17 protein-coding genes and 1 pseudogene are annotated in these 13834 nt (G+C 35.4%); 11 read left to right on the top strand and 7 right to left on the bottom strand.

Annotation, left to right across the window (positions count from 1 at the left end; genetic code table 11):
* The first annotated feature begins 2 nt into the window (after positions 1 to 2).
* From pdhB to lpdA, 3 genes are all read left to right on the top strand, one after another.
* A complete protein-coding gene (gene pdhB, locus F0362_RS19510) occupies positions 3 to 980 on the top strand; it encodes a pyruvate dehydrogenase complex E1 component subunit beta (protein ID WP_000068163.1) in 978 nt (325 codons plus the stop codon).
* 93 nt (positions 981 to 1073) lie between these two features.
* Complete coding sequence (gene pdhC / locus F0362_RS19505) at positions 1074 to 2363, top strand: pyruvate dehydrogenase complex dihydrolipoyllysine-residue acetyltransferase (RefSeq protein ID WP_000863414.1); 1290 nt, start codon at positions 1074 to 1076, stop codon at positions 2361 to 2363.
* A 5-nt stretch (positions 2364 to 2368) separates the two neighbouring features.
* Positions 2369 to 3781 (top strand): dihydrolipoyl dehydrogenase, encoded by a 1413-nt coding sequence (lpdA, locus tag F0362_RS19500; RefSeq protein ID WP_000260107.1) that lies wholly within the window; start codon positions 2369 to 2371, stop codon positions 3779 to 3781.
* Positions 3782 to 3879: 98 nt separating this feature from the next.
* On the opposite strand, the gene F0362_RS19495 is transcribed toward lpdA, so the two are convergent.
* Together F0362_RS19495 and F0362_RS19490 are read right to left on the bottom strand one after the other, a co-directional pair.
* Positions 3880 to 5097 carry a DHHW family protein gene (locus F0362_RS19495; protein ID WP_000793843.1) on the bottom strand — a complete coding sequence of 406 codons (1218 nt, stop codon included), beginning with the start codon at positions 5095 to 5097 and terminating at the stop codon, positions 3880 to 3882.
* Between the two features lie 13 nt (positions 5098 to 5110).
* Positions 5111 to 6505: pseudogene (locus F0362_RS19490) on the bottom strand (MBOAT family protein).
* Between the two features lie 268 nt (positions 6506 to 6773).
* Here F0362_RS19490 and F0362_RS19485 point away from each other — a divergent pair.
* Positions 6774 to 7001, top strand: a complete 228-nt coding sequence (locus tag F0362_RS19485) for a hypothetical protein (RefSeq protein ID WP_000705227.1) — start codon at positions 6774 to 6776, stop codon at positions 6999 to 7001.
* Between the two features lies 1 nt (position 7002).
* Here F0362_RS19485 and F0362_RS19480 read toward each other — a convergent pair whose 3' ends face one another.
* Entirely contained in the window at positions 7003 to 7395 is a 393-nt protein-coding gene (locus tag F0362_RS19480; RefSeq protein WP_001163290.1) for a DUF1885 family protein, read from the bottom strand.
* A gap of 133 nt (positions 7396 to 7528) precedes the next feature.
* Between F0362_RS19480 and F0362_RS19475 the strand changes: the two genes are divergently transcribed.
* The 4 genes from F0362_RS19475 (at position 7529) to F0362_RS19460 (ending at position 8510) form a co-directional block, all read left to right on the top strand.
* The gene (locus F0362_RS19475) at positions 7529 to 7825 is read left to right on the top strand and encodes a DUF3055 domain-containing protein (protein ID WP_000462031.1); all 297 of its coding nucleotides are present in this window, start codon (positions 7529 to 7531) and stop codon (positions 7823 to 7825) included.
* Positions 7826 to 8019: 194 nt separating this feature from the next.
* Positions 8020 to 8148: a GapA-binding peptide SR1P gene (locus tag F0362_RS19470; protein ID WP_000536778.1), complete on the top strand. Its 129-nt coding sequence runs from the start codon at positions 8020 to 8022 to the stop codon at positions 8146 to 8148.
* A gap of 59 nt (positions 8149 to 8207) precedes the next feature.
* Entirely contained in the window at positions 8208 to 8336 is a 129-nt protein-coding gene (locus F0362_RS19465; protein WP_000536788.1) for a GapA-binding peptide SR1P, read from the top strand.
* A gap of 45 nt (positions 8337 to 8381) precedes the next feature.
* A complete protein-coding gene (locus F0362_RS19460) occupies positions 8382 to 8510 on the top strand; it encodes a GapA-binding peptide SR1P (protein ID WP_000536785.1) in 129 nt (42 codons plus the stop codon).
* Between the two features lie 37 nt (positions 8511 to 8547).
* Here F0362_RS19460 and F0362_RS19455 read toward each other — a convergent pair whose 3' ends face one another.
* Both F0362_RS19455 and speA read right to left on the bottom strand, forming a co-directional pair.
* Positions 8548 to 9378, bottom strand: a complete 831-nt coding sequence (locus F0362_RS19455) for a protein-glutamine gamma-glutamyltransferase (protein ID WP_000635336.1) — start codon at positions 9376 to 9378, stop codon at positions 8548 to 8550.
* A 75-nt stretch (positions 9379 to 9453) separates the two neighbouring features.
* Positions 9454 to 10926, bottom strand: a complete 1473-nt coding sequence (gene speA, locus F0362_RS19450; protein ID WP_000084886.1) for an arginine decarboxylase — start codon at positions 10924 to 10926, stop codon at positions 9454 to 9456.
* Between the two features lie 378 nt (positions 10927 to 11304).
* Here speA and F0362_RS19445 point away from each other — a divergent pair, with 378 nt between their 5' ends.
* Positions 11305 to 11574 (top strand): UPF0223 family protein, encoded by a 270-nt coding sequence (locus tag F0362_RS19445; protein WP_000456543.1) that lies wholly within the window; start codon positions 11305 to 11307, stop codon positions 11572 to 11574.
* An 80-nt stretch (positions 11575 to 11654) separates the two neighbouring features.
* Here the strand turns inward: F0362_RS19445 and F0362_RS19440 are convergent, their stop codons facing one another.
* On the bottom strand, positions 11655 to 12281 hold the full coding sequence (locus tag F0362_RS19440; protein ID WP_000175081.1) for a YktB family protein: 627 nt from the start codon (positions 12279 to 12281) through the stop codon (positions 11655 to 11657).
* Positions 12282 to 12487: 206 nt separating this feature from the next.
* On the opposite strand from F0362_RS19440, the gene F0362_RS19435 reads away from it, so the two are divergent.
* Positions 12488 to 12676, top strand: coding sequence for a hypothetical protein (locus F0362_RS19435; protein WP_001250164.1), 189 nt, complete (start codon positions 12488 to 12490; stop codon positions 12674 to 12676).
* Positions 12677 to 12764: 88 nt separating this feature from the next.
* A complete protein-coding gene (locus F0362_RS19430; RefSeq protein ID WP_001158714.1) occupies positions 12765 to 13556 on the top strand; it encodes an inositol monophosphatase family protein in 792 nt (263 codons plus the stop codon).
* 44 nt (positions 13557 to 13600) lie between these two features.
* Here the strand turns inward: F0362_RS19430 and F0362_RS19425 are convergent, their stop codons facing one another.
* Positions 13601 to 13780: a DUF5325 family protein gene (locus F0362_RS19425; protein ID WP_000400129.1), complete on the bottom strand. Its 180-nt coding sequence runs from the start codon at positions 13778 to 13780 to the stop codon at positions 13601 to 13603.
* Positions 13781 to 13834 lie beyond the last annotated feature (54 nt).

Here is a 13834-nt window from a genome sequence, read left to right as displayed (position 1 = left end):
CCATGGCTCAAATGACAATGATTCAAGCAATCACTGATGCTTTACGCGTTGAAATGAAAAATGACCCTAACGTACTTGTATTTGGTGAAGACGTTGGTGTAAACGGCGGTGTATTCCGTGCTACTGAAGGTTTACAAGCTGAATTTGGTGAAGATCGTGTAATGGATACTCCACTTGCAGAGTCTGGTATTGGTGGACTTGCAGTTGGTCTTGCACTTGAAGGATTCCGTCCAGTTCCAGAAATCCAATTCTTCGGTTTCGTATTTGAAGTAATGGATTCAATTTCTGGTCAATTAGCTCGTATGCGTTACCGTTCTGGTGGACGTTGGACTGCTCCAGTAACAGTTCGTTCTCCATTCGGTGGTGGTGTTCATACTCCTGAACTACACGCTGATAGCTTAGAAGGATTAGTAGCTCAACAACCTGGTCTAAAAGTTGTTATTCCATCTACTCCATACGATGCTAAAGGTCTTTTAATCTCTGCGATTCGTGACAACGATCCAGTTATCTACTTAGAGCATATGAAATTGTATCGTTCATTCCGCCAAGATGTACCAGAAGGCGAATACACAATTGATTTAGGCAAAGCTGATATCAAACGTGAAGGTACAGATGTATCTGTTATCGCTTACGGTGCTATGGTTCACGCTGCATTAAAAGCTGCTGAAGAACTTGAAAAAGAAGGTATCTCTTTAGAGGTTGTTGACTTACGTACAGTTCAACCATTAGATATCGAAACAATCATCGCTTCTGTTGAAAAAACAGGTCGCGTAGTTGTAGTTCAAGAAGCTCAAAAACAAGCTGGTATTGCAGCTAACGTTGTAGCGGAAATTAACGACCGTGCAATCTTAAACTTAGAAGCTCCAGTTGTACGTGTTGCAGCTGCTGATACAGTATTCCCATTCTCTCAAGCTGAGAGCGTATGGTTACCAAACCATAAAGATATTGTTGAAGCTGTTAACAAAGTAATGAACTTCTAATTTTTAGCTTTTCATGTGCAAAAGAAATCAGCACATGCTGGTTTCTTTTGTACATATTCCATAATAATGAAATGAATCAGGGGGCTGAATTCCGTGGCATTTGAATTTAAACTACCAGATATCGGTGAAGGTATCCACGAAGGTGAAATCGTAAAATGGTTTATTAAACCAGGCGATGAAGTAAATGAAGACGATGTACTTCTTGAAGTACAAAATGATAAAGCAGTAGTAGAAATCCCTTCTCCTGTTAAAGGTAAAGTACTTGAAGTACTTGTAGAAGAAGGAACAGTTGCAATTGTAGGAGATACATTAATTAAATTTGATGCTCCTGGATACGAAAACCTTAAATTTAAAGGTGACGATCATGATGAAGCTCCAAAAGCTGAAGAAGCAGCAGTAGAAGCTCCAGCAGCGGAAGCTACTCCAGCAGCAACTGCAGAAGTAGTAAATGAGCGCGTTATCGCTATGCCATCTGTTCGTAAATATGCTCGTGAAAAAGGTGTAGATATTCATAAAGTAGCTGGATCTGGTAAGAACGGTCGCGTTGTGAAAGCTGACATCGATGCATTTGCAAATGGTGGACAAACTGTAGCAGCAACTGAGGCTCCAGCAGCAGTAGAAGCTACTCCAGCAGCAGCGAAAGAAGAAGCACCAAAAGCACAACCAATCCCAGCTGGTGAATATCCAGAAACTCGTGAGAAAATGAGTGGTATCCGTAAAGCGATTGCGAAAGCAATGGTTAACTCTAAGCATACAGCTCCTCACGTAACATTAATGGATGAAGTTGATGTAACTGAGCTTGTTGCTCACCGTAAGAAGTTCAAAGCTGTTGCAGCTGACAAAGGTATTAAATTAACTTACCTTCCGTACGTTGTTAAAGCTTTAACATCTGCATTACGTGAATACCCAATGTTAAACACTTCTTTAGACGATGCATCTCAAGAAGTAGTTCACAAACATTACTTCAACATCGGTATCGCAGCTGATACAGACAAAGGTCTATTAGTACCAGTTGTTAAAGATACAGATCGCAAGTCTATCTTCACTATTTCTAACGAGATCAATGATCTTGCTGGTAAAGCACGTGAAGGTCGTTTAGCTCCAACTGAAATGAAAGGTGCTTCTTGCACAATTACAAACATTGGTTCTGCAGGTGGACAATGGTTCACTCCAGTTATCAATCACCCAGAAGTAGCAATCCTTGGTATCGGCCGTATCGCTGAGAAGCCAGTTGTGAAAAATGGTGAGATCGTTGCAGCTCCAGTATTAGCATTATCTCTAAGCTTTGACCATCGTTTAATTGACGGCGCAACTGCTCAAAAAGCATTAAACCAAATTAAACGTCTATTGAATGACCCACAATTATTAGTAATGGAGGCGTAATAACAATGGTAGTAGGAGATTTCCCAATTGAATTAGATACAGTCGTTGTTGGTGCAGGTCCTGGTGGATACGTTGCGGCAATTCGTGCAGCACAATTAGGTCAAAAGGTAGCAATTATTGAAAAAGCTAACCTTGGTGGCGTATGCTTAAACGTTGGATGTATTCCTTCAAAAGCGTTAATCAATGCAGGTCATCGTTATGAGAATGCAATGCATTCTGATGACATGGGTATCACTGCAGAGAACGTAAAAGTTGACTTTACAAAAGTTCAAGAATGGAAAAACGGCGTAGTTAAGAAATTAACTGGCGGTGTTGAAGGCCTTCTTAAAGGTAATAAAGTTGAAATCATTCGCGGTGAAGCTTACTTCGTAGATGCTAACACATTACGCGTTATGACTGAAGATGCAGCTCAAACTTATACGTTTAAAAATGCTGTTCTTGCAACTGGTTCTACACCAATCGAAATTCCAGGATTCAAATACTCTAAACGTGTTATCAACTCTACAGGTGCTTTAAGCTTACCTGAAATTCCTAAAAAACTTGTTGTAATCGGCGGCGGTTACATCGGTATGGAATTAGGTACTGCATATGCTAACTTCGGTACAGAAGTTACTGTAGTAGAAGCTGGCGACGAAATCTTAGCTGGTTTCGAAAAAGCTATGAGCTCTGTTGTTAAACGTGCTCTACAGAAAAAAGGTAACGTAAATATCCATACAAAAGCTATGGCTAAAGGCGTTGAAGAAACAGAAACTGGCGTAAAAGTTAGCTTTGAAGTTAAAGGTGAAATCCAAACTGTAGAAGCAGATTACGTATTAGTAACTGTAGGTCGTCGTCCAAACACTCAAGAAATCGGTCTTGAGCAAGTTGGAGTTAAAATGACTGACCGCGGTATCATCGAAATCGATGAGCAATGCCGTACAAACGTATCAAACATCTATGCAATCGGTGATATCGTTCCTGGACCACCATTAGCTCACAAAGCTTCTTACGAAGGTAAAGTAGCTGTTGAAGCAATTAGTGGCCATGCATCAGCTATCGATTACATCGGAATTCCTGCAGTATGCTTCACTGATCCAGAATTAGCATCTGTTGGTTACACTAAGAAACAAGCTGAAGAAGCAGGAATGACTGTAACTGTATCTAAGTTCCCATTCGCTGCAAACGGTCGTGCGTTATCATTAAACAGCACTGACGGTTTCCTACAACTTGTAACACGTAAAGAAGATGGTCTTCTTGTAGGTGCTCAAGTTGCAGGCGCAGGTGCTTCTGATATTATCTCTGAGATTGGTTTAGCTATCGAAGCTGGAATGACAGCTGAAGATATCGCTCAAACAATCCACGCTCACCCAACATTAGGTGAAATCACAATGGAAGCAGCTGAAGTTGCTCTTGGAATGCCAATTCACATTGTAAAATAATAAAAAAACGTCTTCTAAATTTAGAAGACGTTTTTTTATGTATGTGTTATATGAATAGAAAAACAAGAGGTAAATCGGAATGAATCACCTCTTGTTTTTTATTCTTTATTTTCAAATTGATACATTTCTTTACTTGTACTAGTGTCATTATAAAGAAATAAGACGATATCAGCATTTAGTTTTTCAAGATCTTGTTTAATATTTTTACTTGCCCCAAATCGTGGATCAATAAAAGTTGTTTGTTCGAATTCTTGTGCGAATAAAGGATAAGTTGCATCTGCATAAGAATCTTTAATAATGACAGCATGCAATTTACTTTTTGCATTTGGATTTAAGATGTTAATCTGTGAATAGTCTGTTTGATAAACCGATGCATAGTCTGGTGAAAGCTTCTTTTTGTTCACTGCAAAGAATTCTTTCATCGGTATTTTACTTGTTTCTTCTGATTTTGGACCGAGATAGACAGTATAATTATCCCACACATTTGGGTTTTCTTTTAATTGTACATATGGAATTGTTTCAGGTGTTTTTATTAATTTGTATAATTGTCTATTCCAACTACCGATAAATTGCCCATTAGGTTCTTCTATAGTGGTTTTATAATCATCTCGATTAACAACATTTCCTGTAAATACTTTAGAGTGATTAGCAATGTAATTCATTGTTTGTTCATATGCATAAAACGCACCTTTCATATTCCAATGGTGATCCGTTTTAAAGTATAGTTCTTCTAATTGTTCGTGAGTAAATTCTTTTTGAATAGCAGGTAGAACATCAATAAATGGGAAATTTATTTTCTGTAATTCTTGTACAAAATAATCACGATGTTTTTGATCATACCCACGATCTACATATGGTGGGTACTTATACGAAAATGTCGTTAGTTTACTTGGAGCTAACAGGAAATAAAATTCTGTTTTTGTAAATTGATTTCTTAAGTTGTCTAGTTCACTTACAGATTGCTTTATTTGATCACGCATATCAATATTTGTAGGTGCAGACAAAATGAAACCGTCATCTGCGACGAAATTATTATTTACAAAAGTTCGATTGAATTTTAATTGTAACTTTGTGTAAGTTTCAATAAATTTATCTCGTGCGGCAATATGATCTGTAAAGTGTAATTCAGTATCTTTGAAATATTTTCCGGATTTTATAGTATCCATAGTTAGGACTGGATCTAAAGCTAATTCTCTGTTTTCAAAATTAGAAAAACTTTTTTTATCCCAATATATTATTTTGGCTGTCCATATACACATCCCGAAAATAATAGCGAGAAATCCAGTGATTAATATACGATTAGTTAAATTTTTCATAGTTAGCCCTCCTTTAGAAGCGGAAGTAAATAAATGGATTGTAAGTTGCATTCGTTAAGTACATCATAGTAATGATTAAAACACTCAAATAGTAAAGTGGAGATAAAATTACTATCTTTTTATTTACAAATAGAGTCTTAATCCAAGAGAAAATTGGAGCTGATGTCACTATTGCAAGTATAAAGATTCCCCAATAATTCATTACATAGAAATAACTAGTAATGTCAGTCAACGATCCATTTAATCCGAACATTGCTTGTAAAAATTTAGAACAGTAGCTAAAGTTGTCAGCTCTGAAGAAAACCCAACCGATAATCACTAAAAACAGCACGTATACATGTTGAATTGGCCACCATAATTTTTGCAAGATTTTCTCAAACCCGGATTTTTCCAAAGCAATTAAACATCCGTAATAGATACCCCAAATCATAAATGTCCAACTAGCCCCATGCCAAAAACCTGTTAGCGCCCATACTATAAAGAGATTACGATAGATTTTCCAGCTAGATACTCGATTGCCACCTAGTGGGATATAGACATAATCACGGAACCATGAACCAAGGGAAATATGCCAGCGACGCCAAAATTCAGAAATCGATTTTGATATATACGGATAATTGAAGTTTTCTAAGAAATCAAACCCGAACATTTTTCCTAATCCAATGGCCATATCACTGTAGCCTGAAAAATCGAAATAAATTTGTAATGTATAAGCGATCGCACCAATCCAAGCAGTAGATACGCTCATTGTTGCTGGGTCCATTGCAAATATTTCATCGGCAATAGCTCCCAATTGATTTGCAATCAAAACTTTTTTTCCTAATCCAAGGATAAAACGACGAATGCCTTCTGAAAACATATCAGCATTAACGGTTCTAACATGTAATTGATGAGCTATTGTGTTATACCGCACAATTGGTCCCGCAACTAATTGAGGGAAAATAGTAAAGTATAGCGCCAAATCAAACAGATTTCGCTGAGCCTCTACTTTTCTTTTGTAAATATCAATAATATAACTCATTGCATGGAAAGTGAAAAATGAAATCCCGATAGGTAATGGGATTTTTTCGAGTACAATGTTTGTATGAAAAATCCCGTTTATATTATCTACTAAGAAATTAGCGTATTTAAAATATCCTAGTATAGCAATATTGACAACGATTGCTATAGTAAGAATGAGTTTTCTATTTGTATTAGATATTTGTCCTTTATTAAGCCATAACCCGAACCAATAGTTAATGAAAATAGAAAAAAGCATAAGGAAGACATATATAGGCTCTCCCCAGGCATAAAATAATAAACTAAATAACAAAAGAACGATGTTTTGTTATTCTTTACGTACTGAATAGTACACTAGAAGAATTGCAGGTAAAAAAAGACATAAAAAAAATAGGTTACTAAATACCATGTATCATTGATTCCTTTCTATAGTTAATCCAAAGGAATTATACCACGCTACTAATGGAATAATCTATATTGTAAGGAAAGAAAGAGAATGTAACGTAAAAAACGAGGAAGCTTTGGCATATAAAATAGTTAAGAGCTTACATAAATGGTAGAAGATAAATCATAGAGTAAGTAGAAGCTTCAAATATTTTATACACGTAGAAGTTTGTTTTTAAAATAAGGAGAGGGATGGGCTGCACAATATAATAGAAGAAATAGGAGGTAACGCTATGAAAATTACGCTAGTTTCATTTTTACATCTAGTTTTATGGAGTGGATTTTCAGCAGTGTTATTATTGTCAAGTCGTGATAAACTTCATTATAAAATTTTTCTTTTTCTCATATTTTTTTATTTAGCGTATGTGATAGCGTATGTCATACTAAGTGCAAGGAGAAAAGCAATGCTTCTTACTTGCACGAATAGTATGATTTTTCTAATCGTTTATTTTTGTTTTTAAACTAACGTTTATAGAAATACATTATCCTTCCATTAAATAATTGTAATTCTCCTTCTAATTTCTTCGCTAGAAAACGGCAAAATTCATTTGCTTTTCCTTTATCACCAAATGTTGCATTAGAGGGTAAAGAAATTTGAATGAAAGATTGTTCATTTTCTATTCCAACACCGACATAAATTGAGTCATATCGATCATGACTGGATTGAAGCTTTAATGTTGTTGCTGATGTATCTAAAATTTCATAAGGAAAAGCGGTATTTGTATAAGCGTAATTAATTTGAACTCCGGTTTGGGAAGTAACTGTTTTATAGTACTGAAAAAGTTGTTTTATATCATCTGTTGAAACAGAGTGTTGATTGGATTTAGGTACAAGCGTAATAAAGGCATGTTGCATATAAGTTCCCCCTAGCTTAGTAGAATAATATCATTCTACAACCTACTGAATTTTTTGACAATTAAAAGGAGTATTGCTTTTTTTGTTTAATATATGTATGAGTAGGAAAGGTGATGTAGAGAGGTGGAAACCAATGTTTGAAAAATTGTATGATGAGCATGAAAGTGTGAAGGTACGATTTTTAGGATTTATGACACATGATACTCGTTATGACTTTGGGATTGTTTATACAAATATGTTTTTTGGAAAGCCACTCATTGTTTGTATGCAAACGGGAAGGTCTACTTTACTGGGACAAGATGATGTAGAGAATGTGCAATATATGCAGGAAATTTTCAAGTTAGGATCTCAAGAGGAAGCAGCGGAGTTAGCTCAGTTTTTTAAATTTCTCGTTCCATCTACTTCATTGCATGCAGAATATGAAGAATAATTAATTTGAAACAGTCGTACGTATAAATATGGCTGTTTTTTTATGTTAATATCGCATACTAATTTAAAATTAAAATATTTAATGTGTTATACTAAAAACCTATTGACGTAAAAAGTATAACATATTAAAATAAAGACAGAAAGTTAAGCGGTTACAAAAGTTTTTGGGATTATAAACTTAGGGGGAAATGAAAAATGGGAACAATCGTATGTCAAGATTGTGAAGGTACAATTGCACACTTCGAGGATGAGAAAGTAACGGTACTTTACGGGAAATGTGGATCTTGCGGATGTGATCACACAGAGCATACAAAAGCCCAATAATTGATAGGACATGGACAACTGAAAGTTTTTAGGACCATAAACTTAGGGGGAAATGAAAAATGGGAACAATCGTATGTCAAGTATGCGAAGGAACAATCGCACATTTTGAAGATGAGAAAACGACAGTACTTTACGGGAAATGTGGTACAAATTGTGATTGTGCTAATAGAGATAATGCGAAAGCTTAATGATAAATAAGTAGATTACTATTAAAAATCAGGGGGAAATGAAAAATGGGAACAATCGTATGCCAAGTATGTGAAGGAACAATCGCACATTTTGAAGATGAAAAATCAACAGTATTATATGGGAAATGTGGATCTCATTGCGAATGTGACCATAAAGAACATACAAAAGCTTAATTATTAAAAAAAGCGCCTACATGTGTAGGCGCTTTTTTTAATAAATTGTAGTTGTATGGCCAACTGTAGCAACGATTGCATCATCTCTAATCGGAATAAACCCTATGGCTGTTTGTGGTGTGTTTGGAGAGGCGTATTGACTCATTATACGGCTATCAATACGAGTAATAGTATCGGTCAAAAAAGCTGAAATAAAAGCGTAAGGGACGCGTCGTTCATTTAATGAGTAGATAATTTCTTCTTTTGTTTTTACACCTACGCCATGTCCGTAAAAAAAGAAATTTCCTAGATAGATTGTGTTTTCTCCTTGCCACTCAATCGTAGCTGGATTCACTTGTGGGTTTTTAAAGTAAACGAGATCGCCAGGAACAAGGTCGCCACCTGTTTTTGTTATGAGTTTTAAATCTTGATCGTAGTCCCAAGTATAAAGTAAAAGATTTGCAAAGAGGCGATTGAAGGTTTCTTCCTCATACAATGATAGTAAAGCTTTGTAAAAAATAATTATCATAGCGGTTGCGCATTCAGTCCCATATAGTTTCCCGTTTTTGAAAATATCTTGTATGGCAATAGAAGGTGGTATATTTGGAAGTAGTTGGAACCCCCCTAAAGATGTTCTTTTCCAAAACTGAGGGTTGCAAAAGGATTGTTGAAACGTACGAAACTGAAATCCACTTTGAAAAAGTTCTAATGCAGAAATAATAATATTAACTCGCAAATTTAAATCAAAGCTGAGTTCGTCAGCAGTTCGGAAGGAATAAACTTCTTGATTTCCTGCCATTATGGATAAAATTTGTTGCTTCTCAGCTGCAAATGGCTCATATTCATTTGTGATATAAGGGTGTACAATAGAACGACCTATTACAATCATAATGGTATCCCCACCTATACGTTACATTCTTTAGTAGCGTATGAAGAAAGGGAAAAAAGGTGAAAGAAAAGCCTATCAACTGATAGGCTTGTACTCTTTAATAACACGTAATGTTTGTAATGTCATATCTTCAGGACCTTGTACAGGTAAACCTGCTTCTAAATTTTTACGAATATACTCTAAGTTATCTTGTGTAATAATTTCCCCCGGAGTAAAGATTGGAATCCCTGGTGGATAAACCATAACAAAATCAGCTATAATACGACCTGCCGCATTTTCAAATGGAATGACTTCTGTTTCTGAATAAAAAGCATCTCGTGGAGAAAGTGCTAGCACCGGTATTTCTGGAATTTCTACTTGTACTTGAACACCTTTATCTGCCCTATTTCTAAATGTTTCCGCTAAATCTTGTAATGCTGCAATAAGCGTATTTGTATCGCTTTCTGTATCTCCAAAAGTGATAAGACATAGTATGTTGTATAAATCGGAGAGTTCTACTTCAATGTTATATTGCTCTCTAAGCCATACTTCAGCCTGATGGCCGGTAATACCTAAATCTTTCACAGACACAATTATCTTTGTAGGATCATAGTTAAAAGTAGCGTCTGTACCTAACATTTCTTTTCCAGGACAGTAAAGGTGCTCAATAGCATTTATAGCATCACGAACATGTTCAGCTAATTGTATTGTTTGTTCTATGAGCGCTGTTCCTTCTGTAGCAAGACGTTTTCTTGCAACATCAAGAGATGCTAATAAGATGTAAGAAGTTGATGTAGTCGTAAGCATGCTAATAATAGATTGAACATGTTTTACGTTCACAAGACCTTCTTTCACATTAAGAATAGAACTTTGAGTTAAAGAGCCTCCTAATTTGTGAACACTTGTTGCTGCCATATCTGCACCAGCTTGCATCGCTGACATCGGTAATTCATCGTGAAAATGAATATGAACACCATGAGCCTCATCGACTAGTACAGGGATATCGTACGAATGTGCTAATTGTACAATCTGTTCTAAGTCTGCAGCAAAGCCAAAGTAGGTTGGATTAATAACAAGTAAGCCTTTGGCATCTGAGTGTTCTTCAAGTGCTTTTTTGACAGATTGAATTGTAATTCCATGAGAAATACCAAGTTTTGGGTCGATTTCAGGATGCATGAAAATAGGTTTTGCACCTGAGAAAATAATAGCTGACATTACTGATTTATGCACGTTTCGTGGTACTAGGATTTTGTCGCCAGGACCGCAAACGCTCATCACCATTGTCATAATAGCGCCACTTGTACCTTGAATAGAAAAGAAAGTATGATCTGCACCAAATGCAGCAGCAGCTAAATCCTGTGCTTCTTTAATCATACCCTTTGGATGATGTAAATCATCGAGTGGCGCAATATTAATTAAATCAATTGCTAATGCGTTATGCCCAATAAATTCGCGAAATTCAGGATCCATGCCCTGTCCTTTTTTATGACCAGGAATATGGAATTGGATTGGATTTCGCTTACTGTGCTCAACTAAAGCGGTAAACAATGGTGTTTCGTATTGGGACAATCTATACACCCCTTCTTTTTTGTAATATTTATTAGAATTTGTTTTATATGATTTCATCTCATTCTAAAAGGAAAGTAAGGTAATTAACTTTTAAAACGAGACTTGTTTTCCTGCCATTCACAAAATCCTTTTGGATGGTAGTCACACTTTATTTTCTATAAAACAAAAGCATTATATCACCAATAATTATAGATGTATATAAAAAAATATTTTTATGGTGAGTATGTGTAATAGTTATTTCCAAGTCAACTCATAGAGGAAGACAATTCCATTAAAATGAATAAATAGTGTATAATGCAGAGTGGCTATAATGAAGAATAAAAAATTCTCTTTAAGATAGCATAATGAAACACGTAGAAATGATAAATGAGGTGCAAAATGGAATATCAATATCCGTTAGATTACGATTGGTCAAATGAAGAAATGGTTGCCATTGTGAAGTTTTATGAAGCAATTGAGAAGGCATATGAAAAAGGAATTAGAAGAGAAGAATTAATGGGATTATATCGTCGTTTTAAAGAGATTGTTCCATCAAAAGCAGAAGAAAAGAAAATTGATAAAGAGTTTCAGGACGTAAGTGGATATTCTATATATCGTACTATTCAAAGGGCGAAAGAAGTCGAAGAACAAAAGCTTGTAAAAATGTAAAAATATTTTGAAAAATAAAAACTGAAGTGATATAATGTGATAACAACTAAAAACGGACAATATAAATTGTCCGTTTTCTACTATCGATTACAAAGTGCATATAAAGGAAGGAGTGATTGCATCGTAGATTCAATCTTAGCAAGGAATTGTTCGTTGGTCATTGCTGAAAACTCCTCTGGTGATATATGAATACCAACTAATAGTTCTGCTTTTTTCACAGTAGCTAAACGTTCAATCATCTTTTGTAAGTCTTCTGTTTCAAGCGTTTTATGCAATTTTACACTTGGTTTAGTATGGTCAATGGACCAAACGAAGTCATTTGGAATATTTGTTTTTAAATCATTTAAATGTTCTAAGAAGGCGTGAGCCGTCTCCACTTTTTGTGGACACTCATAGATTAAACCAAAGTATATGAAGGCGTGAGTACCCCATAAACCAATTTGAAAATGTGGTAGCATTTTATATCCTCGTTTATTTGTTGAAAAAGCAACCCAAGTATCGTTTGGTGGATTGACTTTGCGGCGTGCATGTTTTGCAACATGATAAAAAAAGTTCTCATCAGTTTGTTTGGATAAATACTCTGCAAACTGTTCCCCTAAAGCTTCTAGCTTAGGATGAATGTTCGTTTTAATTGTACTCATTCGTTCTTCGAGACCATCAACTGTAAAGACATCAAAATCAGTTGATTTGAATGTTTGTAGTGTCATGATTGTTCCTCCAACTCCTATTTTGTTTTTATTTTAGCATAGCTTGTACTATTCATAAAAAAAACAGCACAAAAAAATTTAAATAAAAAAATATAATTTTGTTGCATAGATGATTTATCCAACATAGTATAGTATAAAACAAAAAATCAGAAAATTGAATTAATTCTAGTCCGAGGGCAGACGAATATTGGGAGGAGGCAAATAATATGAGACAGGTGATTAATGCGTTAAAGAGAACAGATGCTGAAAAGAGAATACCGGTGCTACGTTTGGAGCTAGATTATGAATTAGCAACTTTATATGATGCAATGATGGAGGATGACAAACAGAAAAAAGAAGAGTGCGTACAAAAATTAGAAGTGTTGAGACTTGAAATGATTCGTTTAGAAGCGTAATAATAGTATATGTATAAAAAATTAGTTGGTGCGAACCTTATAAAGGGTTCGTTTTTTCTGTGAACAGTATAGATCGGAGTGTTTAAACATGCAAGAGGTATGGAAAGATATCGATGCACACGCCAAACGGTGGATTCGAGATGCAGGAGAGCGCTTAATGGCATCACTGAAACAAGCACTTATTATAGAAACGAAATCAAATGCAGCTGATTTAGTAACAAACATGGACCGGGAAATAGAACAGTATTTAATTGGGAAAATTAAAGAAACATTCCCAACCCATAATATTTTAGGAGAAGAAGGCTATGGAGATGAGATAACTTCTTCTGACGGGGTTGTTTGGTTAATTGATCCAATTGATGGTACAATGAATTTTGTACATCAAAAAAGAAATTTCGCAATTTCAATTGGAATTTATGAGAACGGTATCGGAAAAATTGGTCTTATTTATGATCCTGTTCATGATGAATTATATCATGCGGTAAAGGGAGTTGGAGCGTTTTGTAATGATACGCCAATTCCTCTATTGGAAAAAGGAACAGTAAAGAATGGTATTATAGCTTTAAATGCGATATGGCTTACCGACAATCCATTGCTTAATATGGAAAGTATGATGGCACTTGTTAAGAAAGCAAGGGGTACGAGATCATATGGCTGTGCAGCATTAGAAATGGTATACGTTGCAACGGGAAGAATAGATGCATATGTAACGCCGAGATTATCACCATGGGATTTTGGTGGGGGGCAGATCATAGTTGAGGAAGTTGGAGGAAAGGTGACAACATTCTCCGGAGCTCCGCTGTCTATTATAGAGAAAAGCAGTGTATTAGTTGCAAAACCGGGAGTATATGAGGAAGTATTATCATTTATATCGCAGTAACAAAAAAAGTAAGAGGCTATATACAAGCTTCTTACTTTTTAACATTATTGCGATTTACGCATTTTTCTTTTTGTTACAAAACCATATCCAACTGTAACAAATGTGCCGATAATGCAAATAATAATACCAATGGGACTATTTTCAGCAACCATAATGCCGATACCGATTAAGAAAATAACACCGATAATTGCAGTTAATAAAAAGCGATATTGAATGTGTTCCATTTCTTCACCCTCCAATCTCATTTTACTTTCACAAAAGTAAGAATACAACTATAT

This window comes from Bacillus sp. BS98 (assembly GCF_008432245.1).
GTDB lineage: Bacteria > Bacillota > Bacilli > Bacillales > Bacillaceae_G > Bacillus_A > Bacillus_A toyonensis.
Note: the sequence above shows the minus strand (reverse complement) of the source record. Positions and strands in the feature narration are given on the sequence as shown.